At 72.8% G+C, this 23,089-nt stretch carries 26 protein-coding genes; 10 read left to right on the top strand and 16 right to left on the bottom strand.

Going from position 1 to position 23,089, the window contains the following annotated elements:
* Nucleotides 1–31: 31 nt before the first annotated feature.
* The 3 genes from tilS to dacB all read right to left on the bottom strand — a co-directional run bounded on the left by tilS (nt 32) and on the right by dacB (nt 4,035).
* Nucleotides 32–1,090: a tRNA lysidine(34) synthetase TilS gene (gene tilS / locus ACFIF2_RS13870; protein ID WP_395572909.1), complete on the bottom strand. Its 1,059-nt coding sequence runs from the start codon at nt 1,088–1,090 to the stop codon at nt 32–34.
* Nucleotides 1,091–1,284: 194 nt separating this feature from the next.
* Nucleotides 1,285–2,412 (bottom strand): zinc-dependent metalloprotease, encoded by a 1,128-nt coding sequence (locus ACFIF2_RS13865; protein WP_395572908.1) that lies wholly within the window; start codon nt 2,410–2,412, stop codon nt 1,285–1,287.
* Nucleotides 2,413–2,490: 78 nt separating this feature from the next.
* Nucleotides 2,491–4,035 (bottom strand): D-alanyl-D-alanine carboxypeptidase/D-alanyl-D-alanine-endopeptidase, encoded by a 1,545-nt coding sequence (gene dacB, locus ACFIF2_RS13860; protein ID WP_395572907.1) that lies wholly within the window; start codon nt 4,033–4,035, stop codon nt 2,491–2,493.
* A gap of 124 nt (nt 4,036–4,159) precedes the next feature.
* Here dacB and ACFIF2_RS13855 point away from each other — a divergent pair, with 124 nt between their 5' ends.
* Nucleotides 4,160–4,651: an inorganic diphosphatase gene (locus ACFIF2_RS13855; RefSeq protein WP_395572969.1), complete on the top strand. Its 492-nt coding sequence runs from the start codon at nt 4,160–4,162 to the stop codon at nt 4,649–4,651.
* 128 nt (nt 4,652–4,779) lie between these two features.
* Nucleotides 4,780–6,492, top strand: coding sequence for a threonine/serine exporter family protein (locus ACFIF2_RS13850; RefSeq protein WP_395572906.1), 1,713 nt, complete (start codon nt 4,780–4,782; stop codon nt 6,490–6,492).
* 27 nt (nt 6,493–6,519) lie between these two features.
* Here the strand turns inward: ACFIF2_RS13850 and ACFIF2_RS13845 are convergent, their stop codons facing one another.
* Nucleotides 6,520–7,479 (bottom strand): VTT domain-containing protein, encoded by a 960-nt coding sequence (locus ACFIF2_RS13845; RefSeq protein ID WP_395572905.1) that lies wholly within the window; start codon nt 7,477–7,479, stop codon nt 6,520–6,522.
* A gap of 135 nt (nt 7,480–7,614) precedes the next feature.
* On the opposite strand from ACFIF2_RS13845, the gene ACFIF2_RS13840 reads away from it, so the two are divergent.
* Nucleotides 7,615–7,980 (top strand): YbjQ family protein, encoded by a 366-nt coding sequence (locus ACFIF2_RS13840; protein ID WP_395572904.1) that lies wholly within the window; start codon nt 7,615–7,617, stop codon nt 7,978–7,980.
* Nucleotides 7,981–8,001: 21 nt separating this feature from the next.
* On the opposite strand, the gene ACFIF2_RS13835 is transcribed toward ACFIF2_RS13840, so the two are convergent.
* Nucleotides 8,002–8,763, bottom strand: coding sequence for a MerR family transcriptional regulator (locus tag ACFIF2_RS13835; protein ID WP_395572903.1), 762 nt, complete (start codon nt 8,761–8,763; stop codon nt 8,002–8,004).
* Nucleotides 8,764–8,862: 99 nt separating this feature from the next.
* Between ACFIF2_RS13835 and ACFIF2_RS13830 the strand changes: the two genes are divergently transcribed.
* Nucleotides 8,863–10,320 (top strand): glutamate decarboxylase, encoded by a 1,458-nt coding sequence (locus tag ACFIF2_RS13830; RefSeq protein ID WP_395572902.1) that lies wholly within the window; start codon nt 8,863–8,865, stop codon nt 10,318–10,320.
* Nucleotides 10,321–10,324: 4 nt separating this feature from the next.
* On the opposite strand, the gene ACFIF2_RS13825 is transcribed toward ACFIF2_RS13830, so the two are convergent.
* The 5 genes from ACFIF2_RS13825 to ACFIF2_RS13805 form a co-directional block, all read right to left on the bottom strand.
* Nucleotides 10,325–11,053, bottom strand: a complete 729-nt coding sequence (locus tag ACFIF2_RS13825) for an ABC transporter permease (protein WP_395572968.1) — start codon at nt 11,051–11,053, stop codon at nt 10,325–10,327.
* A 50-nt stretch (nt 11,054–11,103) separates the two neighbouring features.
* Nucleotides 11,104–12,045, bottom strand: a complete 942-nt coding sequence (locus tag ACFIF2_RS13820) for an ATP-binding cassette domain-containing protein (protein ID WP_395572901.1) — start codon at nt 12,043–12,045, stop codon at nt 11,104–11,106.
* A 76-nt stretch (nt 12,046–12,121) separates the two neighbouring features.
* Nucleotides 12,122–12,763 (bottom strand): PadR family transcriptional regulator, encoded by a 642-nt coding sequence (locus ACFIF2_RS13815; protein WP_395572900.1) that lies wholly within the window; start codon nt 12,761–12,763, stop codon nt 12,122–12,124.
* A gap of 78 nt (nt 12,764–12,841) precedes the next feature.
* A complete protein-coding gene (locus ACFIF2_RS13810; protein ID WP_395572899.1) occupies nt 12,842–14,302 on the bottom strand; it encodes an aldehyde dehydrogenase family protein in 1,461 nt (486 codons plus the stop codon).
* Between the two features lie 125 nt (nt 14,303–14,427).
* Entirely contained in the window at nt 14,428–15,252 is an 825-nt protein-coding gene (locus tag ACFIF2_RS13805) for a helix-turn-helix domain-containing protein (protein WP_395572967.1), read from the bottom strand.
* Between the two features lie 377 nt (nt 15,253–15,629).
* Here ACFIF2_RS13805 and ACFIF2_RS13800 point away from each other — a divergent pair, with 377 nt between their 5' ends.
* Nucleotides 15,630–16,154, top strand: coding sequence for an ATP-binding protein (locus ACFIF2_RS13800; protein WP_395572898.1), 525 nt, complete (start codon nt 15,630–15,632; stop codon nt 16,152–16,154).
* A gap of 81 nt (nt 16,155–16,235) precedes the next feature.
* On the opposite strand, the gene ACFIF2_RS13795 is transcribed toward ACFIF2_RS13800, so the two are convergent.
* From ACFIF2_RS13795 to rpmG, 5 genes are all read right to left on the bottom strand, one after another.
* Complete coding sequence (locus ACFIF2_RS13795) at nt 16,236–16,514, bottom strand: DUF397 domain-containing protein (RefSeq protein ID WP_395572897.1); 279 nt, start codon at nt 16,512–16,514, stop codon at nt 16,236–16,238.
* Nucleotides 16,515–16,834: 320 nt separating this feature from the next.
* Nucleotides 16,835–17,068, bottom strand: a complete 234-nt coding sequence (rpsR, locus tag ACFIF2_RS13790; protein ID WP_395572896.1) for a 30S ribosomal protein S18 — start codon at nt 17,066–17,068, stop codon at nt 16,835–16,837.
* A 6-nt stretch (nt 17,069–17,074) separates the two neighbouring features.
* Nucleotides 17,075–18,331 (bottom strand): CobW family GTP-binding protein, encoded by a 1,257-nt coding sequence (locus ACFIF2_RS13785; protein ID WP_395572895.1) that lies wholly within the window; start codon nt 18,329–18,331, stop codon nt 17,075–17,077.
* Nucleotides 18,328–18,582 (bottom strand): type B 50S ribosomal protein L31, encoded by a 255-nt coding sequence (locus ACFIF2_RS13780; protein ID WP_395572894.1) that lies wholly within the window; start codon nt 18,580–18,582, stop codon nt 18,328–18,330. Before ACFIF2_RS13780 ends, ACFIF2_RS13785 begins: the two co-directional genes overlap by 4 nt.
* A gap of 6 nt (nt 18,583–18,588) precedes the next feature.
* Nucleotides 18,589–18,753, bottom strand: a complete 165-nt coding sequence (gene rpmG / locus ACFIF2_RS13775; RefSeq protein WP_395572893.1) for a 50S ribosomal protein L33 — start codon at nt 18,751–18,753, stop codon at nt 18,589–18,591.
* Between the two features lie 71 nt (nt 18,754–18,824).
* Between rpmG and rpmB the strand changes: the two genes are divergently transcribed.
* The 4 genes from rpmB to ACFIF2_RS13755 all read left to right on the top strand — a co-directional run bounded on the left by rpmB (nt 18,825) and on the right by ACFIF2_RS13755 (nt 20,787).
* Nucleotides 18,825–19,061, top strand: coding sequence for a 50S ribosomal protein L28 (gene rpmB, locus ACFIF2_RS13770; RefSeq protein WP_395572892.1), 237 nt, complete (start codon nt 18,825–18,827; stop codon nt 19,059–19,061).
* 78 nt (nt 19,062–19,139) lie between these two features.
* Entirely contained in the window at nt 19,140–19,445 is a 306-nt protein-coding gene (gene rpsN / locus ACFIF2_RS13765; RefSeq protein WP_395572891.1) for a 30S ribosomal protein S14, read from the top strand.
* 212 nt (nt 19,446–19,657) lie between these two features.
* On the top strand, nt 19,658–20,149 hold the full coding sequence (locus ACFIF2_RS13760; RefSeq protein ID WP_395572890.1) for a hypothetical protein: 492 nt from the start codon (nt 19,658–19,660) through the stop codon (nt 20,147–20,149).
* Between the two features lie 23 nt (nt 20,150–20,172).
* Nucleotides 20,173–20,787 (top strand): DUF4232 domain-containing protein, encoded by a 615-nt coding sequence (locus ACFIF2_RS13755; protein WP_395572889.1) that lies wholly within the window; start codon nt 20,173–20,175, stop codon nt 20,785–20,787.
* 77 nt (nt 20,788–20,864) lie between these two features.
* Here the strand turns inward: ACFIF2_RS13755 and ACFIF2_RS13750 are convergent, their stop codons facing one another.
* Nucleotides 20,865–22,034 (bottom strand): DUF2786 domain-containing protein, encoded by a 1,170-nt coding sequence (locus ACFIF2_RS13750; protein ID WP_395572888.1) that lies wholly within the window; start codon nt 22,032–22,034, stop codon nt 20,865–20,867.
* Nucleotides 22,035–22,181: 147 nt separating this feature from the next.
* On the opposite strand from ACFIF2_RS13750, the gene ACFIF2_RS13745 reads away from it, so the two are divergent.
* Entirely contained in the window at nt 22,182–22,976 is a 795-nt protein-coding gene (locus ACFIF2_RS13745) for a Clp protease N-terminal domain-containing protein (RefSeq protein ID WP_395572887.1), read from the top strand.
* Nucleotides 22,977–23,089: the final 113 nt, after the last annotated feature.

Raw genomic sequence — 23,089 nt, 5'->3', positions numbered from 1 at the left:
TCCGTGCGCGGATCGGTGGGAGGGTCCGGATTCAGCCTTGCCGAATCACCAGTCTGCCACCCTGGCGCTGGGCGACGACTTTGCCGGGCAGGTTGATGGCTCCCTGCCCGCGCCAGCCGGTGATCAGCCGGTCGACTTCCTCGATGTGGCGGGCGAACAGCGCGCCGGCCGGGGCACCGGCCTCGATGGCGGCGCGGCGCAGGATCCGGCGGCGTACGGCGGGCGGCAGGGCGTAGAGCTTCGCGCACTCCAGTACGCCGGTGGAGTCGCGGACGCCCGCCTCGGCCTGGCGGGCCCAGGTGTCGAGGGCGTCGGCGTCGTCCCGGGAGAGCTGCGCCGTACGGGCGAGGGCCTCCACGACGCCCTTGCCGAGGGCCTTCTCCAGGGCGGGCAGGCCCTCGTGCCGCAGCCGGGAGCGGGTGTAGGCCGGGTCGGCGTTGTGCGGGTCGTCCCAGACGGGCAGGGACTGGACCATGCAGGCCTTGCGCGCGGTCTGCCGGTCGACCTGGAGGAAGGGCCGCCGGTAACGGCCGCCGGCCCCCGAGACCGCGGCCATGCCCGACAGGGAGCGGATGCCGGAGCCGCGGGCAAGGCCCAGCAGGACGGTCTCGGCCTGGTCGTCGCGGGTGTGGCCGAGCAGGACGGCGGCGGCCCCGTGCCGGGCGGCGGCGGCGTCCAGGGCGGCGTAGCGTGCGTCGCGGGCGGCGGCCTCGGGGCCTCCCGCGCGGCCGACGGTCACGGCGGTGGCCTCGACGGGGTCCAGGCCGAGTTCGCGCAGGCGCAGCACGACCTCTTCGGCGCGCAGGTCGGAGCCGTTCTGCAGGCCGTGGTCGACGGTGACGCCGCCGGCGCGGATGCCGAGCCGGGGGGCCTCGAAGGCGAGGGCGGAGGCGAGCGCCATCGAGTCGGCGCCGCCGGAGCACGCCACGAGCACGAGGGGCGCCGTCGGGAGTCCGGGCGGGCGCTCGGGCGTGCGCTCGGCGGCCGTCGCGGCGTGGACGCCGGCCGTGGTGTTCAGTTCGGTGAGGATGTCGTGGAGGACGCGGCGGACCGCCAGGCGTATCGCCGCGACCGCAGGATGGGGACCCATGTCCGGTGCCCTTCATGAAGTTTTCGGGGGGTGAGGCCCGAGGTTCGGTCACGCAGAGTGTGTAGATGGTGACAGAAACGGGCCGTTCCCCGAGCATCGCACGCCTGTCGAGGGCCCACGGTCCCTCGGACGGGTGATTGGAGGGGCGTTCGACTGCCGTCGGCCGGATTCGTTTCACGCCCCCGCGGCGGGGCTCACGCCTCCGGCTTGCGGTGCACCCGCGCGATCCAGTCCGCCGGTTTGGCGATCTCCGACTTGGTGGGGAGGGTGTTGGGCGAGGTCCAGACCCGGTTGAAGCCGTCCATGCCGCACTCGTCGACCACCGCCCGTACGAAGCGCTCGCCGTCCCGGTACTGGCGGAGCTTGGCGTCCAGGCCGAGCAGCTTGCGCAGCGCCAGGTCCAGGCGGGAGGCGCCCTTGGCGCGGCGCTGCTGGAACTTCTCGCGGATCTCCCCGACGCTCGGCACGACCGACGGGCCGACGCCGTCCATCACGAAGTCGGCGTGGCCCTCCAGCAGGGACATGACGGCGGTGAGCCGGCCGAGGACCTCCCGCTGGGCCGGGGTCTGCACCAGCTCGACCAGCGACCGGCCGCCGTCGTCCTCCTCGCCCTCGGGGCGGCCCCCGGCGAGCGTCTGGGCGGCCTCGCGGACCCGCTCCAGCACGGTCATGGGGTCGACGTCGGTCTCGGCGAGGAACGACTGGATCTCGCCCTCCAGGTGGTCCCGGAGCCAGGGCACCGCCGTGAACTGGGTGCGGTGCGTCTCCTCGTGCAGGCACACCCACAGGCGGAAGTCGTGGGGGTCGACGTCGAGTTCGCGCTCCACGTGCACGATGTTCGGCGCGACGAGCAGCAGTCGCCCGCCGCCGTTCGCGCCGGCGGGCAGTTCGCGGGTGGCCGGGGCGAAGGTCTCGTACTGGCCGAGGACGCGGGAGGACAGGAACGACAGCAGCATGCCCAGCTCCACGCCGGTCACCTTGCCGCCGACGGCGCCGAGGACCGCGTTGCCCGCGCCGTTGCCGCGCCGCTCCTGCATCTTCTCCAGGAGGGGCTTGAGGATCTCCCGGAACCCGGCGACGTTCGCCCGGACCCAGCCGGGGCGGTCGACGACGAGGACGGGGGTGTCGTGGATCTCCTCGGTGGCCATGCGGGTGAAGCCCCGGACGTGCTCCTCGGAGACCTTGGCGTGGCGGCGGAGCTCCGCGACGACGGCCCTGGCCTCGTCGCGGCTCACCTCGGGGCCCGGCCGTACGAGCCGGGTCGCGGTCGCCACCGCGAGATTCCAGTCGACCATGCCGGAAGATGCGCCGATGCTCGTCATTCCTCAACGGTACGTGAGCGCCGCCACCGGGGGCAGGCCGTGGCGGGCGGCGGGGTGGGGCCGGGGGGTGGCGGGGAGCTACGACGCCAGGGTCGTCGCCGCCCGGTCCAGGGCCGTCTGGGCCGCCCACGCGTCCGTCGTGTCCGAGGTGAGGAAGGCGAAGCCCAGGAGGCGGCCCTCGGCGGTGACCGTCGTGCCGGCGAGGGTGTTGACGCCCGTCAGGGTGCCCGTCTTGGCGCGGACGAGGCCGGCCGCGCCGTCCGCGTACCGGCCGGCCAGCGTGCCGGTGAAGCCGGCCACGGGCAGGCCGGTGAGGGCCGGGCGCAGCTCGGGGCGGGCCGGGTCGGCGGCCTTGGCGAGCAGGGCGGCGAGGAGGCCGGCGGTGATCCGGTCGGTGCGGTCCAGGCCGCTGCCGTCGTGGAAGCGGGCGCCGCGCACGGGCAGGCCCAGTTGCTTCAGGCGGGCGGCGACGGCCCGGGAGACCCCGTCGAAGGAGGCGGGTTCGCCGGACGCCAGGGCGGTGTGGCGGGCCAGGGCCTCGGCGAGGTCGTTGTCGCTGTGGGTCAGCATCCGCTCGACCAGCGCCGACACCGGGGGCGAGGAGACGGTGGCGAGGGTGTCGGCCCGGTCCGTGGCCTTGGAGGGGCCGGGGGCCGACGCGGTGACGCCGTGCTCCTCGAGGAACCCGGCGAAGGCGCGGGCGGCGTCGGCGGCCGGGTCGGGCACGCGGGTCACGGGACCGCTGGTGGAGTCGTCGGTACGCGCCTCGTCGGCCATCAGGGCGGTGACCGGCGCGAGGTTCTCGTTGACCCCGATCGGGTGCATTTCCGTACCGGCGTAGAGCGAGGTGTCGTACGAGAGCGTCACCCGGCGCACCTTCCGCTCCTCCAGGGCGTCGGCGGTCCTCGCGGCGAGGGTGCGCAGGCTCGCGAGGCCCCGGGCGTCCTCGCGCGCGGTGAGCGTGGGGTCGCCGCCGCCGACCAGGACGAGTTCGCCGGTGTCGGCCTCCAGGGCGGTGCGGGTGGTGAGGCGGTGGTCGGGGCCGAGGGCGGTGAGCGCGGCGACGGCGGTGGCGATCTTGGTGGTGGAGGCGGGTGTGAGGGGCGCGTCGGCGTCCAGGCCGTACAGGCGCTCGCCGGTGGTGAGGTCGACGACGGCCGCCGCGCGGCGGGCGCCGAGCGCCGGGTCATCCAGGAGCGGGCCCAGGACGTCCGCCAAGGTCTCGCCGCCCGGCGCCGCCTCGGCGCCGTCCGGCGCGGAGGCGCCGCCGAGGCCGGCCAGGACGGAGGCGGCGCTCGGCGCGGGGCGGGGCGATCCGGGGGCCGTACCGGAGCCGCCGGGTCCGCGGCCGTGATCTGCGCCACCCGTGCGCTCCAGGGCGACGGCCCGGTCCCGCTCGGCCGTACGCTGACCCGTGGAGTCCCAGGGACCGGCGGCGGTCACCACACCGGCGGCCAGTGCCAGTCCGGCCGTGGCGGCACCGGCGGTGTAGTGCCAGGTCTTCGGCCTCGTGACCCGGGTGAGCTGCGGCGCCGTGGCCCGTGCGAACCGCGCGAGGCGTGGTGCGGCGGCCCGCCCGGCACGTGCGAGACGCGGACGGACGGCGGCCGCGGCCCGCGCCACACGCGGTCCCGCGGCCCGCCAAGGCCTCAGCTCTGGCACTACCACCAGCCCCTTTCGCGATCACACACCTGCGTGAGGGACACTTAACCACCAGAACTATGTGCTGATCATGGAGGAGCGTCCGGTGGAGTTCGACGTCACGATCGAGATCCCGAAGGGTTCGCGGAACAAGTACGAGGTGGACCACGAGACCGGTCGTATCCGCCTGGACCGCCGCCTGTTCACCTCGACCGCCTACCCGACCGACTACGGCTTCGTCGAGAACACCCTCGGCGAGGACGGCGACCCGCTGGACGCGCTGGTCATCCTGGACGAGCCGACCTTCCCGGGCTGCCTGATCCGCTGCCGCGCGATCGGCATGTTCCGGATGACGGACGAGGCCGGCGGCGACGACAAGCTGCTGTGCGTGCCGTCGACCGACCCGCGTGTGGAGCACCTGCGTGACATCCACCACGTCTCGGAGTTCGACCGCCTGGAGATCCAGCACTTCTTCGAGGTCTACAAGGACCTGGAGCCCGGCAAGTCCGTCGAGGGCGCCAACTGGGTGGGCCGCCAGGACGCCGAGATCGAGATCGAGCGCTCCTACAAGCGCTTCAAGGAGCAGGGCGGCCACTGAGCCCGCATCCTGAGCCCCCTTTCGTGAACGAACCGCACGCGGGCGCGTGCGGTTCGTTCACGTTTGCCCGCGCATACTGAGGGCTACAAGGGGGTGTGTCGTACGAGGTCCCAGGGAGCGTTGCGCAGGTGACGGAGGCGGAAGACCGCAAGCCGCAGTCGGACGAGGCGCGCAGTGCCTTCCGGCCGCCCAGTGGGGTCGCCGGGTCGCTCGACGGCGAGTCCTCGACGACGTCGGAGTTCGAGATCCCGCAGGGGCTGGCCGTGCCGCGGCACACCCCCACGGAGTCCGAGACGACCTCGGAGTTCGCGCTGCCCGAGGGGCTGGACGTGCCCCCGGCCGCACCGGCGGAGTCCGAGGGGTCGGCGTTCAGCACACCCAGCACGTACAGCGCGTGGACCGCGCCGACCGCCTTCACGCCGGCGAGCGGCGTCCCGCTGGTGAGCCTGACCAAGGACGTGCCCTGGCAGGACCGGATGCGCGCGATGCTGCGCATGCCGGTCGCCGAGCGGCCCGCGCCCGAGACGCCGCAGCGGCACGACGACGAGACCGGCCCCGCCGTGCCGCGCGTGCTCGACCTGACGCTGCGTATCGGAGAGCTGCTGCTGGCGGGCGGTGAGGGCGCCGAGGACGTGGAGGCGGCCATGTTCGCCGTCTGCCGCTCCTACGGCCTGGACCGTTGCGAACCGAACGTCACGTTCACCCTGCTGTCGATCTCGCACCAGCCGTCCCTGGTCGAGGACCCGGTGACGGCGTCGCGGACGGTACGCCGCCGGGGCACCGACTACACCCGGCTCGCGGCCGTCTTCCAGCTGGTGGACGACCTCAGCGACCCGGAGACGCACATCTCCCTGGAGGAGGCATACCGGCGCCTCGCGGAGATCCGGCGCAACCGGCACCCGTACCCCACCTGGGTGCTGACCACGGCGAGCGGTCTGCTGGCGGGCGCGGCCTCCCTGCTCGTCGGCGGTGACGTGATCGTGTTCTTCGCCGCCCTGTTCGGCGCGATGCTCGGCGACCGGCTGGCGTGGCTGTGCGCGGGGCGCGGGCTGCCGGAGTTCTACCAGTTCGCGGTGGCCGCGATGCCGCCGGCCGCGATCGGCATCGCGCTGACGCTGACGCACGTCGACGTGAAGGCGTCCGCGGTCATCACCGGTGGGCTGTTCGCGCTGCTGCCGGGGCGGGCGCTGGTCGCGGGGGTGCAGGACGGGCTGACCGGCTTCTACATCACCGCCGCCGCGCGCCTGCTGGAGGTCATGTACTTCTTCGTCAGCATCGTCGGCGGGGTGCTGATCGTGCTGTACTTCGGCGTCCAGCTGGGCGCCAAGCTCAACCCGGACGCGGCGCTGGGTTCGGGCGACGATCCGGTCGTGCAGATCTTCGCCTCGATGCTCCTGTCGCTGGCCTTCGCGGTCCTGCTCCAGCAGGAACGATCCACCGTGCTGGCGGTGACCCTGAACGGCGGCGTCGCCTGGTGCGTGTACGGCGCCATGCACTACGTCGGCGACATCTCACCGGTGGCCTCCACGGCCGCGGCGGCGGGCCTGGTGGGCCTGTTCGGGCAGCTGATGTCCCGGTACCGGTTCGCGTCGGCGCTGCCCTACACGACCGCCGCGATCGGGCCGCTGCTGCCCGGTTCGGCGACGTACTTCGGACTGCTGGCGATCGCGCAGAGCGAGGTCGACGCGGGGCTGCTGTCGCTGTCCAAGGCCGTGGCGCTCGCGATGGCCATCGCCATCGGGGTGAACCTCGGCGGGGAGATCTCGCGGCTGTTCCTGAAGGTGCCGGGCGCGGCGAGTGCGGCGGGACGCCGGGCGGCGAAGCGGACGCGGGGGTTCTAGGACCCCCGCCCCCCTCCGAGCCGGGTCTCAGCGCCCCTGGTTGTAGGGGTACTGCTGCCCGCCCTGCTGGTCGCCGTAGGGCTGCCGGCCGTGGCCCTGCGGGTACGGCTGCGCGTACGGCTGCTGCCCGCCGTAGGGCTGCTCCTGGCCGTAGGGCTGGTCGCCACCGTAGCCCTGGTCGCCGTAGCCCTGGTTGCCGTAGCTCTGGCCGTACTGCTGGGGGTGCTGCGGCTCCGGGTCCACGCGGCGGAGCTGGGTCGTCGCATCGTCCATGACCGGGTACGCGGGCTGCGGCTGGTACTGCTGAGGCTGCTGGTACTGCTGGTGCTGCTGCATCGGCGTCGGCTGCGGGCCGGCCGCGGCGGCGGCCTTCTTCTTCTTGCGCTCGCGCAGGTACTCGACGGCGATCGGGACGACCGAGACGACGACGATCAGGACCAGGATGGGCTCGACGTTGGTGCGGATGAACTCGATCTGTCCGAGCCAGTAGCCCGCGAGGGTGACGCCCGAGCCCCAGGCCACACCGCCGATGACGTTGTACGTGAGGAACGTGCGGTACTTCATGCGGCCGGCGCCGGCCACGATGGGGGCGAAGGTGCGCACGATGGGCACGAAGCGGGCCAGGACGATCGCCTTGGGCCCGTACTTCTCCATGAACTCGTGGGCCTTCTCCAGGTTCTCCTGTTTGAAGAGCTTGGAGTTCGGCCGGTTGAAGAGCTTGGGACCGAGGAACTTGCCGATCATGTAACCGACTTGGTCGCCGATGACGGCGGCCAGCACGATCAGGCCGCACACCAGCCACAGCGGCTCGCTGATGTACTCGCCCTCGGCGACGAAGAGGCCCGCGGTGAACAGCAGCGAGTCGCCGGGCAGGAACGCGAAGAGACCGGACTCGGCGAAGACGATGAGCAGGATGCCGGGCAGGGCGAAGGTCTCGATCAGATAGTCCGGGCTGAGCCACTCGGGGCCGAGCGCAAGCGTGGTCACGGGATTGTGGCTCCTGCTGCTGGGGGAGGCGGGCTGGGACTGGCTGCCCAAACGTATCAACGCAGCCGTCGGGTTCCAGGTTCCACCGGTCTCCTCGGGGTGCACCGTGGGTCCGCCCGGGGAAGCCTGAGAACCATGGGAATCGAAGAATACGGCGGCGGACAGGGCCCCGGGCCCGAGGTGCTCGTCGTGACCACGAACGACCTGCCGGGTCACCGCGTGCAGGAGGTGCTCGGGGAGGTCTTCGGACTGACCGTGCGCTCCCGGCACCTGGGGAGCCAGATCGGCGCCGGGCTGAAGTCGATGGTCGGCGGTGAGCTGCGCGGGCTCACCAAGACGCTGGTGGAGACCCGCAACGAGGCGATGGAGCGGCTGGTCGAGCAGGCACGCGCGCGGGGGGCCAACGCGGTGCTGGCGTTCCGCTTCGACGTGACGTCGGCGGCGGACGTGGGCACCGAGGTGTGCGCGTACGGGACGGCGGTGATCGTGGCCCGGGAGTGAGACCCGGGCCACGGCCACCGCTCAGGGGGTGTGGCGGACGGCGTTGGCGAGGATCGCGTCGCGCATGTAGGCGGCGAGGCCCGGCCTGGCGGCGTCGATGTTTCGCGTGAAACGTTCGTCGGAGACGTACATCTCGCCCAGACAGGTGTGCATCTCGTACCCGCAGTCGTAGTGGTTGCGGGCGATCCCCTGCCGGTGGTCCTCGGCGGCGTCCATGGCCGCCTCGGAGCCGGCGGGCTCACCGGCGTCCATCAGGGCGACGAAGCGCCGGGTGAGCTCGTCGGCCTCGTCCTGGATGCGCTGCCAGTCCTCCTTGGTGTACGAGGCGGTCTTCTGCCGCGACTGGCGGTAGGCGTCGGTGTCGCCCCAGCGTTCCCGCACCTCCTCCTCGTACTGGTCGGGGTCGAAGTCGCCGAAGACCTCGAACTTCTCCTCGGGCGTGAGGTTGATGCCCATGCTGCGTGCCTCCATGGCGTGCTCCACGGCCGCCGCCATCTTCTCCAGCCTCTCGATCCGGGCGGTCAGCAGTTCGTGCTGGCGGCGCAGGTGCGCGCGCGGTTCCGCGGCCGGGTCGTCGAGCAGGACGGCGACCTCGTCGAGCGGGAAGCCCAGCTCCCGGTAGAACAGGATCTGCTGCAGCCGGTCGAGGTCGGCGTCGTTGTAGCGCCGGTGGCCCGCGTGGCTGCGCTCGCCGGGTACGAGCAGGCCGATGTCGTCGTAGTGGTGCAGGGTGCGCACCGTCACTCCGGCGAAGCCGGCGACCTGTCCCACGGAGTAGCTCACTTCCGCTCCCTTCTGTGACGCCCTCCACGCTGCCGCCTCACGTGACGTGAGGTGCAAGCCCGGGTGCGGGGCCCGGTGCCCGGACCTACCGTCGACTCCATGCCATTGCATCAGGGCCCCCCGTCTCAGGGCCCCCCGTCTCAGGGCCCCCACGCGTCCCACGTCGACGACCGTGACCGGCGCCGGCTCGCCGTGAACCCCTTCCACGGCGCGACCAACCCGCTCGGCGGCATGACCGAGGCGCCCCCGGCCCACCGGCTGCCCGACTCCCCGCTGCCCCCGGAGACGGCGTACCGGCTGGTCCACGACGAGCTGATGCTGGACGGCAACGCGCGCCTCAACCTGGCCACCTTCGTCACCACCTGGATGGAGCCGCAGGCCGGGGTGCTGATGAGCGAGTGCCGGGACAAGAACATGATCGACAAGGACGAGTACCCGCACACCGCCGAGCTGGAGCGGCGCTGCGTGGCGATGCTCGCCGACCTGTGGCACGCGCCCGACCCGTCGGCGGTGGTGGGCTGCTCGACGACCGGTTCCAGCGAGGCGTGCATGCTGGCCGGCATGGCGCTGAAGCGGCGCTGGGCGCTGCGCAACGCGGACCGGTACCCGGCGAAGGACGTGCGGCCCAACCTGGTGATGGGCGTGAACGTCCAGGTCTGCTGGGAGAAGTTCTGCAACTTCTGGGAGGTGGAGGCCCGGCAGGTGCCGATGGAGGGCGACCGCTTCCACCTGGACCCGCAGGCCGCCGCCGGGCTGTGCGACGAGAACACCATCGGCGTCGTCGGCATCCTCGGCTCCACCTTCGACGGGTCCTACGAGCCGGTCGCCGACCTGTGCGCCGCCCTGGACGCCCTCCAGGAGCGCACCGGCCTCGACGTCCCGGTGCACGTCGACGGCGCCTCGGGCGGCATGGTCGCGCCCTTCCTCGACGAGGACCTGGTGTGGGACTTCCGGCTGCCGAGGGTCGCCTCGATCAACACCTCGGGGCACAAGTACGGCCTCGTCTACCCCGGCGTCGGCTGGGCGCTGTGGCGGGACGCGGCCGCGCTGCCCGAGGAGCTGGTCTTCCGGGTCAACTACCTGGGCGGCGACATGCCCACGTTCGCGCTGAACTTCTCCCGGCCGGGCGCGCAGGTGGTCGCGCAGTACTACACCTTCCTGCGGCTGGGCCGCGACGGCTACCGCGCGGTGCAGCAGGCGTCGCGGGACATCGCCCGGGGGCTCGCCGAGCGGGTGGCGGCGCTCGGCGACTTCCGGCTGCTGACGCGCGGCGACCAGCTGCCCGTCTTCGCCTTCACGACGGCCGACGACGTGCGCGCGTACGACGTGTTCGACGTGTCCCGGCGGCTGCGGGAGGGCGGCTGGCTGGTGCCCGCGTACACCTTCCCGCCGCACCGGGAGGACCTGTCGGTGCTGCGCGTGGTGTGCCGCAACGGCTTCTCGGCGGACATGGCGGACCTGCTGCTGGAGGATCTGGAGCGGCTGCTGCCCGAGCTGCGCCGGCAGCCGCGCCCCCTGACCCGGGACAAGGGGGCGGCCACCGGGTTCCACCACTAGCGGGTCAGCGGCTGAGCCGCGCGAACCTCCGTACCGCCAGCGGGAAGAACACCGCGAGGAGGGCCAGCGGCCAGGCCACCGCCGCCCACACGTGGCCGCTCTCGCCGCCGGGGCCGCCGAACAGGTCGCGTACGGCCGTGGCGGTCTGGGACATCGGGTTCCACTGGACGACCGTGCCCAGCCAGTGGGGCATGGAGCCGGGCGTGGCGAAGGCGTTGGAGAGGAAGCCGACCGGCCAGACCAGGATCTGCACCGCCGTCACCAGCTCCGGCTTCCCGGCCACCAGGGCCAGGTGGATGCCGATCCACAGCATCGCGAAGCGGAAGAGGAGCAGCAGGCCGACGGCGCCCAGGAAGGCGCCGGGGCCGCCGTGCGTCCGCCAGCCGAGCGCGTACCCGACGGCGATCAGCACGGCGAGGCCGAGCACCGACTGGAGCATGTCGGCGGCCGACCGGCCCACCAGCACCGCGCCGTTGGTCATCGGCAGGGAGCGGAAGCGGTCGACGACGCCCTTGTCGAGGTCCCGGGTGACGGCGACCATGGTGCCCTCCAGGCCGAAGGCCATGGTGAGGGCCAGCATCCCGGGGATGAGGTAGTCGACGTAGTCGCCGCTGACGCCCCGGCCGCCGCCGACCAGGTAGCCGAACATCAGCAGCATCATCACCGGGAAGACCAGGTTGACGACCACCGCGACGGGCTGCCGCGCCCAGCGGGCCAGTTCGCGCCGGGTCATGGTCCAGGAGTCGGTCAGGGCGTACGTCGCGGGTGTCACGGTGCCCGTGCTCACACGGCCTCCTTCGTGCGGTCGGTGAGGTGCAGGAACACCTCGTCGAGGGTCGGCCGGCGCAGCGCCACGTCCTCCGCCTGGAGCCCGGCCTCCTCCAGCGCCCGTACGACGCCGGAGAGGGCCGCCATGCGGTCGGTGACCGGGGCGCTGAGCAGCCGTCGGTCGGGGTCGACGCGGACGCCGGTGAGCGGCAGCAGGGCCAGCGCGGCGCCCAGTTGGCCGGCGTCGCGCAGGACGACGTCGACGCGGTCGCCGCCGATGGCGCTCTTCAGCTCGTCCGCCGTGCCGTCGGCCACGACCCGGCCGGCGTCGACGACCGAGATGCGGTCGGCGAGCTGGTCGGCCTCCTCCAGGTACTGGGTGGTGAGCAGGACCGTCGTGCCGCCGCCGACCAGGGAGCGGACCGAGTTCCACACCTCCGCGCGGCCGCGCGGGTCGAGGCCGGTGGTCGGTTCGTCCAGGAAGAGCACCTCCGGTTCGGTGATCAGGGACGCGGCGAGGTCGAGGCGGCGCCGCATGCCGCCGCTGTAGGCGCTGACCGGCTTGCGTCCGGTGTCGGCGAGGTCGAAGCGCGCGAGGAGTTCGTCGGCACGCGCGCGGGCCCGCCGGGCGCCCAGGTGGTGCAGGCGGCCGAACAGCTCCAGGTTCTGCCGGCCGCCGAGTTCCTCGTCGAGCGCCGCGTGCTGGCCGAGCAGGCCGATGCGCAGGCGCACGGCGTACGCCTCGGTGACGACGTCGTGACCGGCCACCTCGACCCGGCCCGCGTCGGGGCGCAGCAGGGTGGACAGGATGCGGACCAGGGTCGTCTTGCCCGCGCCGTTCGGACCCAGGACGCCGTGCACCGTGCCCCGGGCGACCGTGAGATCGAGTCCGTCCAGCGCGTTCTTGTCGCCGTACCTCTTGCGTGCCCCGTCGACGGTGATCGCCGCTTCGGTCACTGCCACTCCCTCGATTAGTCAAACTTGACTACCAGCCCGTGAGCGTATGCCCGCCCATCGGCTTAGTCAAACTTGATTAGTCGCGGTCTCCCGGATGCCGCTCTCCCGTCGAGAACGGGTTCTCCTCCCCCTCGCCGAGGACGCCGACGAACGGCTCGCCCTCACCGGCGAAGGTGTACGCGCCACCGCGGATGCGGTCGATGAGCGCGCGGGTCCACTCGGCGCCGGTGTCGGCGGAGTGCACCCAGAGGTTCATGATCTCGCCGATGTGGCCGAGCTGCTCGGGGCCCTCCTCGGGCGTGTAGTACTCGGTGACGGACCTGCGCCACTTCTGGATGGCCCCGACCCGCTCCTCCAGCAGCGCCAGCACCTCGTCGCGTTCGAGGTCGACCATCAGACCGAGCCCGGCGGAGAGCACGTCCGGCTTCTGGTCGTAGGCGGTCAGCGACTCCCTGAGCAAGGAGAAGTACACGTCGACGCCCTGCTCGGTGATCTCGTACTCGGTGCGCGGCGGGCCGCCGGCGGTCGAGGGGGCGATCTCGTGCGCGTGCAGCAGGCCCTGCTTGGCCATCTGCTTCAGCGCGTGGTAGATCGAGCCGGGCTTGGCGTTGGACCACTCGTGCGCGCCCCAGTACTCCAGATCGTTGCGCACCTGGTAGCCGTGGGCCCGCCCGTGCTGGCGGACCGCGCCGAGCACCAGGAGTCGGATCACTGACATGAGGTCCAGATTAGGGGGCCGCCACCGCGGCCCGGGCGCCGCACCCGCGGGTGGCCGGCCCGGCGCCCGGTGCCGGGATCAGAACGGGAACCCGCTGCGGCCGTGCTGCACCGAGATCCACTTCTGGGTCGTGAAGGCGTCCAGCATGGTGTCGCCGTTCAGGCGGCCGATGCCGGAGTGCTTCTCACCGCCGAAGGGCACGATCGGCTCGTCGTGCACGGTCCCGTCGTTCACGTGGAACATCCCGGTGTCGATCCGCTTGGCGAAGTTCACGCCGCGCTCGACGTCCCCGGTGTGCACGGCGCCGCTCAGGCCGTACGGGGTGTCGTTGACCAGGCGCACGGCCTCCTCCTCGCCGTCGAAGGGGACGAGGAAGGCGACCGGGCCGAAGACCTCCTGCCGCAGCAGGGCGGAGTCGGCGGGCAGACCGGTCAGGACCGAGGGCTCGACGACGTTGTCCGTGGTCGTGCCGCGCACCAGGGCCGTCGCACCCTCGGCGAGCGCCTGCTCGACCACGCCGGACAGCGCGTCCGCCTGCGAGGAGTTGATCACCGGGCCGATGACGGTGGACGGGTCGCTCGGGTCGCCGGTCTTGAGGGTCTTCACCTTGGCGACGAACTTCTCGGTGAACTCGTCGGCCACCGCGCGGTCGACCAGGACGCGGTTGGCGGCCATGCAGACCTGGCCCTGGTGGACGAAGCGGCTGAAGACGGCGGCGTCGACCGCGTAGTCCACGTCGGCGTCGTCGAGGACCACCAGGGCGCTGTTGCCGCCCAGTTCGAGGACCGAGCGCTTGAAGTGCGCGGCGCACACGGTGGCGACGTGGCGGCCGACCTTGTCCGAGCCGGTGAAGGAGATCACCTTGGGGACCGGGTGCTCCAGGAAGGCGTCGCCGATCTCCGCGATGTCGGTGACGACCACGTTCAGCAGGCCGCCCGGCAGTCCGGCGTCCTCGAAGAGCTTCGCGACCAGGGTGCCGCCGACGACCGGCGTGTTCTGGTGCGGCTTGAGGACGACGCCGTTGCCGAGGGCGAGGGCCGGGGCGACCGACTTCAGCGAGAGGAGGAAGGGGAAGTTGAAGGGGCTGATGACGCCCACGACACCGACCGGCACCCGGTAGACGCGGTTCTCCTTGCCGTCGACCGGGGACGGGATGATCCGCCCCTCGGGCGCCAGCGACAGGTGCACCGCCTCACGCAGGAACTCCTTGGCGAGGTGCAGCTCGAAGGCGGCCTTCAGGCGGGTGCCGCCCAGCTCGGCGACGATCGCCTCGCTGATCTCCGCCTCACGCTCCTCGACGAGGCGCAGCACCGCCTCGAACACCGCGCGGCGGGCGTACGGGTTCGTCGCCGCCCACTGCTTCTGCGCGCGCTCGGCGGCCCGGTAGGCGGCGTCGACCTCGTCGACGGTGGCTATCGTGATCGACGCCAGCTTCTCGTTGTCGTACGGGTTGAAGTCGATGATGTCCCAGGAGCCGGTGCCCGGACGCCACTCGCCGTCGATGTACTGCTGGGCGAGGTCGGTGAAGTACGACGACATGTGATCCCTCAATCCCCTAGCTGCCGCAGCCGCCGCGAGCGAGCCGCCTGACTGCGCGTCATCGTACTGATGTTTAAGGGAAGTTGGAGAGATCCCCGAGGGCCCCCGAGGGCCCCGGAGGCGGCTCAGGAGAGCTGGAGGAGCCCCCGCAGGAGGTCCCGGCTCTCGTCCGGCCCCGGGCTGTCCTGCTGGAGCTCCTTGAGCGCCGTCTCGTACTGGGTGACGTCCTCGGACTTGTCCAGGTACAGCGCGCTGGTGAGCTGCTCCAGGTACACGACGTCCGACAGGTCGGACTCGGGGAAGCTGAGGATCGTGAACGCGCCACTTTCGCCGGAGTGCCCGCCGAAGCCGAACGGCATCACCTGGAGCCGCACGTTGGGCCGCTCGGACATCTCGATCAGGTGCTGGAGCTGTCCGCGCATCACCGCGCGGTCCCCGTACGGGCGGCGCAGCGCGGCCTCGTCGAGGACGATGTGGAACTCGGGGGCGTTCTCGGCGACGAGGTGCTTCTGGCGCTCCAGGCGCAGCGCCACCCGCCGCTCCACGTCCGCCTCGCCGGCGCCCTTCATGCCGCGCCGGACGACCGCGCGGGCGTACTCCTCGGTCTGCAGCAGGCCGTGCACGAACTGCACTTCGTAGACCCGGATCAGCGAGGCCGCTCCCTCCAGGCCCACATAGGTGGGGAACCAGTGGGGCAGCACGTCGGAGTAACTGTGCCACCAGCCCGCGACGTTGGCCTCCTTGGCCAGGGAGAGCAGGGAGTCGCGCTCCTGCTCGTCCGTGATGCCGTACAGCGTCAGCAGGTCCTCGACGTCCCGCGTCTTGAAGCTCACCCGGCCCAGCTCCATCCGGCTGATCTTCGACTCGGAGGCGCGGATCGAATAGCCCGCCGCCTCCCGCGTGATCCCCCGCGTCTCACGCAGTCGCCTGAGTTGTGATCCGAGCAGCATGCGCCGCACCACCGATCCGGGCTCTCCCGCGCTCACGTTCGCCAGCCTCCCCAACCGTCTTCAGGGGCCGAAGTCTGCCACTAAAACACTCCGAGCAGTACTCGTCCGGTTACGGAAACGGAATCGAGCCAAAGGAATCGCACAGGACCACCCCCACAACGGACGGAAACCGGTCGTCGCCGGAGATGAAGGAGGGGCGAAGATGACGGAAAAATTGACCAACAAGCGGTACGGGCAGGTCCATTTCGGTCACGTGCACGTGCATCTGCCCTTGCATCTGCGGTACGCATCCGAAACCATGGTCCCGCACCACCGCGCCGCATCGCTACGACCGCGAATTCCCGGGAGTGCCTCGCATGGGGACGAATGGATCGACCATGCTCGAGCCGTTACGGCAGGGCCTTCCGCCACTCGACCCCGCGGCCGTCTCCAACGCCGCCTCCTGCGCCCTCCCGCCGCGCTTCGAAGCGGTGCGCGAGGCCCGGGGGTTCACCCGGAGAACGCTCGACGGCTGGGACATAGGCGACCGTTTCGACGACGTCTGCCTGGTGGTCTCCGAACTCGTCACCAACGCCCTGCGGCACGCGCTGCCGGCCGCCACCCTCCGGCAGGCCGAGCACAACGGCCCCGTGCGGCTGCACCTGATGCGCTGGACCGAGCGGCTGGTGTGCGCGGTGCGCGACCCCAGTCACGACAGCCCGGTGGCCCGCGAGGCGGACGACTTCTCGGCGGAGTCGGGCCGCGGCCTGTTCCTCGTCGACTCCTTCAGCGACAGCTGGGGCTGGCACCCGCTGGCCGGCACGCTCGACGGCAAGGTCGTCTGGGCGCTGTTCCGGCTCCCGCAGCCCGGGGCCGCCCGGAGCGGGCCGGCGAATGACGGGGACCACCGGCCTCGGCCGTGACGGGGGCCGTGGCGCCCCTGCGTGCCGCGGATCTACGCGTGTCAGTCCGGCCGCCCCCAGCCGCCCCCGGCCGGCGCGCGGTCAGCTCGCGACGAGGTGGTCGAACTCGCCGTCCTTGACGCCCAGCAGCATGGCCTCGATCTCGGCGCGGGTGTAGACGAGCGCGGGCCCGTCGGGGAAGCGGGAGTTGCGCACCGCCACCGCGCCGTCGGGCAGCCTCGCGAACTCCACGCAGGAGCCCTGCGAATTGCTGTGCCGGCTCTTCTGCCAGGCCACGTCGTGCAACTGCGTGGCGGTCATGCCGTTGTACACGCCGGACGCGGCGTCAGCGGCGTACACGTCGTACACGTCGTGGTCCACAGGTCGCTCCCCGGTGGTGCACTGGCTGATGTGGCCATTGATGCATGGTCAACTGATCCGGATCATAACCCTGTTCACGTGCGGATGCATGAGCAAATGCACGTGCACGCGCAGTGGCCCCGCGGTTACAGCCTTGACGGCCGCTTTACCCGAAAGCCCTTGCTCTCTTGGACGCCGGGTCCGCCGGAGACGTTCCCCCGTATGCCCGCGGATTCGTCAAACATGCAACGACATGCGACGACACCGGGGGCCCGCTCCGGTCGAGCGGGCCCCCGGTGTGACGTCGGCGTGCCGCCCGCGCGGGGCGCGGGCCGGCGCCTTCAGCGCGCCGCGTACGGCAGCAGAGCCATCTCGCGCGCGTTCTTCACCGCCCTGGCCAGCTGCCGCTGCTGCTGGGACGTCACGCGGGTGACGCGGCGGCTGCGGATCTTGCCGCGGTCGGAGATGAACTTCCGCAACAGGTCGGTGTCCTTGTAGTCGATGTACGTCACTCCGGCCTGGTCCAGCGGGTTGGGGCGCTGCCGGGCGGGCCGGCGGTCGCTCTTGCGGGGCATGGGGTGTCAGACCTCCAGGAAGGCGTCGAAGGCGGACGGCAGCCGCTGCCAGGCGGCCCGCCCGGCGGCGTACTCGTCGTCGGTCAGCAGGCAGGACTCCAGGAGCCGTTCCAGGCCGTCGCGGTCGAGGCCGGGGGACGTGAAGACCAGGTGCTGGCAGCGGTCGCCGTGCTCGGGGTGCCAGTCCAGCGCGGCGGCGGCGCGGCGCACGGGCGGGACCATCTCCCACGCGGCGTCGGGCAGCGACGCGAGCCAGGGCCCCGCGCTCTCCACGCACAGGGCACCGCCGGCGGCGTCCCAGTGCAGCAGCGTGTCCGCCTTGTCGGCGAGCCAGAACCGGCCCCGGCTGCGGGCGGCGGCGCAGGTCAGGTCCTCCAGCGCCGCGTACAGCCGCTCCGGGTGGAAGGGGCGGCGGCGGTGCCACACGAGGGTGGCGACACCGTGCGCGTCGGCCTCGGCGGGGAGCAGGGCGCACGCCGGGTGCTGGGCGGCGGCCGCGGCCTCCACGTCGAAGCCGGCGAGGGCGGCCCGGGCCAGCTCCGAACGCGCGGGGGCGGGCTCGGGGGCGGCTTCGGGGGTGGCTTCGGGGGCGGACGAAGGTCCGGTCGGGCGCCCGGGGGTGGGTGGTGCGCCCGGGTCCACGTGGCCGAGCGGGACCCGGCGGGCCGTCGGGTGCAGCTGGGCCAGCAGCTCGCGGTCCTCGTCGTCGGCCTCCGGGGAGCCGGGCAGCGACTCGGCCAGGGCGAGGACGGGGGCGTACTCCAGCTGCCGCGCGAAGGTGTCGGCGACGGTGCGCTGGTCGGTGGCCGCCGCGGCGAGGCCGCCCTCGGCGAGGTCGTCGCCGTTGCCCAGGTACGGCAGCACCAGGGCCGGGTCCACGGCGGTGATCACGCCGGTGACGGTGAAGCCGCCGGCGGTCACCACCTCGGCCATCGCCTTGGGCTCGACGGAGTCCCACAGCTCGACGACCGCGAGGGGCGTGCCCCCGGCGTCCGCGAGCCGCCGCAGCTCGGGGACGAGGTCCTCGCGCAGGGCGCAGCAGGCGCAGTCGTTCACCAAGGGGGCCTCACCGGCGGAGAGGACGCCGGTGGCGTCCCGGACGGTCCGTACGACCGTGCCCGCGGCGGCCGTCGCCAAGTCGTGGTGGAGGACGACGCTGCCGGGCACGTCGGCCAGCAGCCGCGCCACGGTCGCGCGGCGGGCGTCGGCGTGCAGCCCGCCGACGATCACCACGGGGAGGGCGGGGAGGTCGGGGCGGCTCATGCGCCGTCCCGCTTCCCGTACCGCCGCTCGAAGCGCTCCACGCGGCCCGCCGTGTCCAGGACGCGGGCGGTGCCGGTGTAGAAGGGGTGGCTGACGTTCGAGATCTCGACGTCGACGACCGGGTAGGTGTTGCCGTCCTCCCATTCGATCGTGCGCTCACCGGTCATGGTCGAGCGGGTGAGGAAGGCGTAGTCCGCGGCGCGGTCGCGGAAGACGACCGGGCGGTACTCGGGGTGGATTCCCTTGCGCACGGCGGCTCAGCGCTCCTCTCGGAAGTCGACGTGGCGGCCGGCGACGGGGTCGTACTTGCGCAGGGTCAGCCGGTCCGGGTCGTTGCGGCGGTTCTTGCGGGTGACGTAGGTGAAGCCGGTCCCGGCGGTGGACCGGAGTTTGATGACCGGGCGGAGTTCGTTGAGTGCCATGCTGGTATCTTACTGAAAATGAATTCCATTAACAGCTAGGACCTCCCGGTCCGGAAGAGAGGTACGTCACCGTGTCCGCCCACTGCATGCTGACCGGCGCCCGGCCCGGCTTCGGCAACCGCATCTCCCACTCCCACCGGCGGACCTCCCGCCGCTTCGACCCCAACATCCAGACCAAGCGCTACTGGCTCCCGAGCGAGGCCCGCCACGTACGGCTGCGGCTGAGCACGAAGGGGATCAGGACGGTCGACACGATCGGCGTCGAGGCGGCCGTGGCGCGCATCCGCGCGCGCGGGGTGAAGGTCTGAGACGGCCGAACGGCCGGAGAACCACAGGCCTGTCGGAGAACCACAGAGCTGTCGGAGAACTGAAGGGCTGAGGAGACGATGGCGAAGAAGAGCAAGATCGCGAAGAACGAGCAGCGGCGGGAGACCGTCGCCCGGTACGCCGCGCGCCGGGCCGAGCTGAAGGAGATCGTCCGCCGGCCCTCCTCGACGGAGGCCGAACGGCTCGCCGCCCAGCGGGAACTGCGCCGGCAGCCCCGCGACGCGAGCCCCACGCGCGTCCGCAACCGCGACCAGGTCGACGGGCGCCCGCGCGGCTACTTCCGCGCCTTCGGCCTGTCCCGGGTGAACCTGCGCGGGCAGGCACACGCCGGACATCTGCCGGGGGTTCGCAAGTCCTCCTGGTAGCTTGCGGCTGTCTTGGGCCGAACCGGCCGTCCGGCTACTGCTTGGAGCTTCCGGTGACACTGGTGACTGCGGAGAGTACGGCGAGCACGACGCGCACGGCGACCGCCGAAGGGCGCGAAGGAAGCGAACGACGCGCACGACGCGGGCTCGTGCCGCGGGGACGGGGTGCGCGCGGGCGGTGGGCGGCGCGACGGGCCGTGCGGGCCGCCGCCGTGACCGTCGGACTGGCCGGCGCGCTGGCGCTGACCGCGTGCACCGACGGCGGCGACTCCGACGACGGCTCGGGCGGCGGCAACGGCGGGAGCACCGGGGGCGGCACGTCCTCGGCCGCGCCCAGCGCGTCGGCGAGCGCCGGCACGGACGGCGGCACGGGCGGTTCGCCGTCCTCCGGTGAGCTGGAGGGCAGTTGGCTGGCCACCACCGACGGCCAGGCCGTCGCGCTGATGGTCACCGGTGACAAGGCCGCCCTGTTCGCCACGGGCGGGACCGTGTGCAGCGGCACTGCCGAAGAGGACGCCGGCACCCGTACGCTCCGCCTGAAGTGCACCGACGGCAGCGACGACCGGGCGACCGGCACCGTGGAGTCGGTCTCCGGGACGTCGCTCAAGGTGACGTGGCAGGGCGGCCTCGGCGAGGAGACGTACACCAAGTCCGAGGGCGGATCGCTGCCGCCCGGACTCCCGACGGCCGGCCTCGGCTCCTGAACCACTCCCGGAGGAACTCTCCCGTGCGCACCACCAGCCCCGCTCGCCCCGCCCGACCCGCTCGCTCCGCCCGACCCGCCACCGTCACCGCCGCCGCTGCCGTCGCCCTGGCCGCGGCGCTCCTCCTGACCGCCTGCGACGACGGCGGCGGCAGCAGCGGGAGCGGCAGCGGCGGCAACAACAGCAACGCCAGCGGCAGCGGCAGCACCGACGACCGTGGTGGCGGCGCCTGCCGCGTCGGGGAGATGGAGGTGGGCGTCGAGCCGAGCCCGGCCCCCGCCGCAGGGGACACGGGCACCGTCTCCGTGACCCTCGCCAACCCCGGCCCGGCGTGCGCGCTCGACGGTTACCCCGCCGTCACCCTGACCGCCGGCGGCACCGCGGCGGAGGTCCCCGCGGACGAGGCGGCCACGGCACCGCGCCTGACCCTCGCCGAAGGGGGAACGGCGTCCTTCACCCTCACGTACGTCCGCGGTGAGGCCGACGGCGCCGCCGGCCTCGCCGTGCGGTCGGCGGAGTTCGCCCTGCCCGGCGACACCGCCACCCACCGCTTCCCCTGGTCGTACGGCGACGTGGCCACGACGCAGGACGGCACGCCGGACGCCACCGTGGGCCCGTTCCTGCGCACCGGGGACTGAGCGGGGACGCGGGGGCCGAGCGGGACGGCGAGGGCCGAGCAGGGGCGGCAGGGGCTGAGCAGGGCCGCGACCGGGGCCTATCCCAGGAGCCGTCGGCGGTCCACCCGGGCGTGGTCGGCCGCGCGGGTGCCCTCGTTCCAGCCCGCGGCGTCGGCGGCGCCGCGCAGGCGGGTCGTCGTCGTACGCGGGAACAGGTCCTCCAGGCGTTCGGTGACCGCGACCTCGCGGGAGGCCAGCACCGGCAGGAGGTCCACGCCCGCCGCCGGGCCGGTGCCGGCGGTCGTCCCGGCGGTGGCCGCCTCGGCCGCCGCCCGGAGCCGGGTGCCCGCGCGGTGGGCGTAGGCGGCGAGGAACGACTGACGGAAGGACTTGGTCCGCTTGCGCCCGCCGGCGCGCTGCGCGGCCTCCGCCTTCGTCATGGCGGTCTCGGCCTGCACCAGCAGCGAGGTGTAGAGGAGTTCGACCGCCTCCAGGTCGGCCTCGAAGCCGACGACGGTGGAGAAGCCGAGGGGTTCGTTCCACACGGCCCGGCAGTGGTTCGCGTCCGCCACCGCGTCCAGCAGCACCGCCTTGGCCTGCTCGTACGGCTGCTCCACCCCGATCCGGCAGGCCCCCGGGACGTCGGGCGAGGCCGCGTGGGCCGACAGCAGCGCCGCGTCGACGCTGTGCCGGGCCATCAGCTCCTGCGCCTTGGCGCTGAGCGCCTCCGCCTCCTGCGGGTACCCGGTCGCCTCGGCCTTGGCGAGCAGCGCGCGGATGCGGGCGAGGGCGCGCGACTGAGGCCGGGCCTCCCGGCGCGACGCCTCCCCCGGCGCCCCCGGCCGGCCCGGCTCACTCCCGTCCAGGGGCTCCAGCACGGGCAGGCGCAGCAGCAGGCGGTACAGCTCCAGTACGGCCGTGGCGTGCGTGAAGCGGTCGGTGCGGGGCGGCGCCTGGTCCGGTACGCCGTCGAGCTGCGCCGCCCAGCGGGGGCCGCGCGGGCGGTCGTGCGGTGCCTGGGCCCGGATCAGCGCCGCCACCAGCCGGACGTGCACGTCGTCCAGCTCGCGCCGGACGATCCGTACGAGGTCGGCGGGCTGCCAGCCGCGCCGCCAGGCCGTGGCCACGAACTCCTCACCGCGCCGGGCCAGCTCGGCGTCCGCCGACGGATCGGCCGCGAGCAGGGAGGCCGCGGTGTCGAGGGCGTCGTCCTCGGCGTCGTACAGGGCGGTCTCGAAGGCACGGGCGACGGTGCTGGGCGTACTCACCCGGCGATGGTGCCACGGCCGGCCGGGCCGTCCTGCCGTACCTGGCGGTGGGGGCCTTCCGGGCTCGACCCCAAGGTGAGGCGCCCGGGCGTCAACCACTGTCAACTACTGGTTGACAGTGCGGTAGAGGCAACCTACGGTTGACACATGACGACGAACCCGCGCATCACGTCATCCGTACGCCTCGACGAACTCATCACCGCGATCAAGAAGGTGCACGCGGAGCCCCTCGAGCAGCTCCAGGACGCCGTCCTCGCCGGCGAGCACCTCGGTGAGGTGGCCGATCACCTCATCGGTCACTTCGTGGACCAGGCGCGGCGCTCGGGCGCCTCCTGGACGGACATCGGCAGGAGCATGGGCGTCACCCGGCAGGCGGCGCAGAAGCGCTTCGTGCCGAAGGAGTCCGCCGCGCTCGATCCGAACGAGGGCTTCAACCGGTACACGCCGCGCGCCCGCAACGTGGTGATGGCCGCGCACAACGAGGCGCAGGCCGCCCATCACGCCGAGGGCCTGCCCGAGCACCTCGTGCTCGGTCTGCTCGCCGAACCGGACGGCCTCGCCGCCAAGGCCGTCGCCGACCAGGGTGTCACCCTCGACGCGGTCCGCGCGGCGGCCACCGCGGCACTCCCGCCGGCCGTCGAGGAGGCCCCGGACCTGGTGCCGTACGGTCCGGCGGCCAAGAAGGTCCTGGAGCTCACCTTCCGCGAGGCCCTCCGCCTCGGCCACAACTACATCGGCACCGAGCACCTCCTGCTCGCCCTGCTGGAGCACGAGAACGGCGAGGGTGTCCTCAGCGGCCTCGGCATCACCAAGGCGCGGACCGAGGAGTGGATCACCAAGGTGCTCTCGCAGCTCCAGGTCCAGCGGCCGGAAGGCGGCGAGGACGGGAGCGGGGACGGGGACGGGGACGGGGACGGGGACGGGGGTGAGAACGAGGGCTGAGCCCGCGCCGGGGGCCGCTCGCAGGCGCGGGCTCGATCGCGGTCGCGGTCGCGGAGCTGTCGCGGGGCCGTCGCGGGGCTGTCGCGGGTCGTCGCGGAGCTGTCGCCGGGCCG

Source organism: Streptomyces sp. BK79, from assembly GCF_044142145.1.
In the GTDB taxonomy this organism is placed as follows: domain Bacteria; phylum Actinomycetota; class Actinomycetes; order Streptomycetales; family Streptomycetaceae; genus Streptomyces.
The sequence above is the reverse complement of the archived record's forward strand: the minus strand, read 5'-3'. Positions and strand labels throughout refer to the sequence as shown.

Excerpts from the sequence above, each read along its gene's own strand:
- tilS (WP_395572909.1), bottom strand. The coding sequence starts at position 1,090 with ATGGGTCCCCATCCTGCGGTCGCGGCGATACGCCTGGCGGTCCGCCGC.
- ACFIF2_RS13865 (WP_395572908.1), bottom strand. The coding sequence starts at position 2,412 with ATGACGAGCATCGGCGCATCTTCCGGCATGGTCGACTGGAATCTCGCG.
- ACFIF2_RS13840 (WP_395572904.1), top strand. The coding sequence starts at position 7,615 with ATGGGAATCGAAGAATACGGCGGCGGACAGGGCCCCGGGCCCGAGGTG.
- ACFIF2_RS13830 (WP_395572902.1), top strand. The coding sequence starts at position 8,863 with ATGCCATTGCATCAGGGCCCCCCGTCTCAGGGCCCCCCGTCTCAGGGC.
- ACFIF2_RS13825 (WP_395572968.1), bottom strand. The coding sequence starts at position 11,053 with ATGACCCGGCGCGAACTGGCCCGCTGGGCGCGGCAGCCCGTCGCGGTG.
- ACFIF2_RS13815 (WP_395572900.1), bottom strand. The coding sequence starts at position 12,763 with ATGTCAGTGATCCGACTCCTGGTGCTCGGCGCGGTCCGCCAGCACGGG.
- ACFIF2_RS13810 (WP_395572899.1), bottom strand. The coding sequence starts at position 14,302 with ATGTCGTCGTACTTCACCGACCTCGCCCAGCAGTACATCGACGGCGAG.
- ACFIF2_RS13805 (WP_395572967.1), bottom strand. The coding sequence starts at position 15,252 with ATGCTGCTCGGATCACAACTCAGGCGACTGCGTGAGACGCGGGGGATC.
- ACFIF2_RS13800 (WP_395572898.1), top strand. The coding sequence starts at position 15,630 with ATGCTCGAGCCGTTACGGCAGGGCCTTCCGCCACTCGACCCCGCGGCC.
- rpsR (WP_395572896.1), bottom strand. The coding sequence starts at position 17,068 with ATGCCCCGCAAGAGCGACCGCCGGCCCGCCCGGCAGCGCCCCAACCCG.
- ACFIF2_RS13785 (WP_395572895.1), bottom strand. The coding sequence starts at position 18,331 with ATGAGCCGCCCCGACCTCCCCGCCCTCCCCGTGGTGATCGTCGGCGGG.
- rpmG (WP_395572893.1), bottom strand. The coding sequence starts at position 18,753 with ATGGCACTCAACGAACTCCGCCCGGTCATCAAACTCCGGTCCACCGCC.
- rpsN (WP_395572891.1), top strand. The coding sequence starts at position 19,140 with ATGGCGAAGAAGAGCAAGATCGCGAAGAACGAGCAGCGGCGGGAGACC.
- ACFIF2_RS13745 (WP_395572887.1), top strand. The coding sequence starts at position 22,182 with ATGACGACGAACCCGCGCATCACGTCATCCGTACGCCTCGACGAACTC.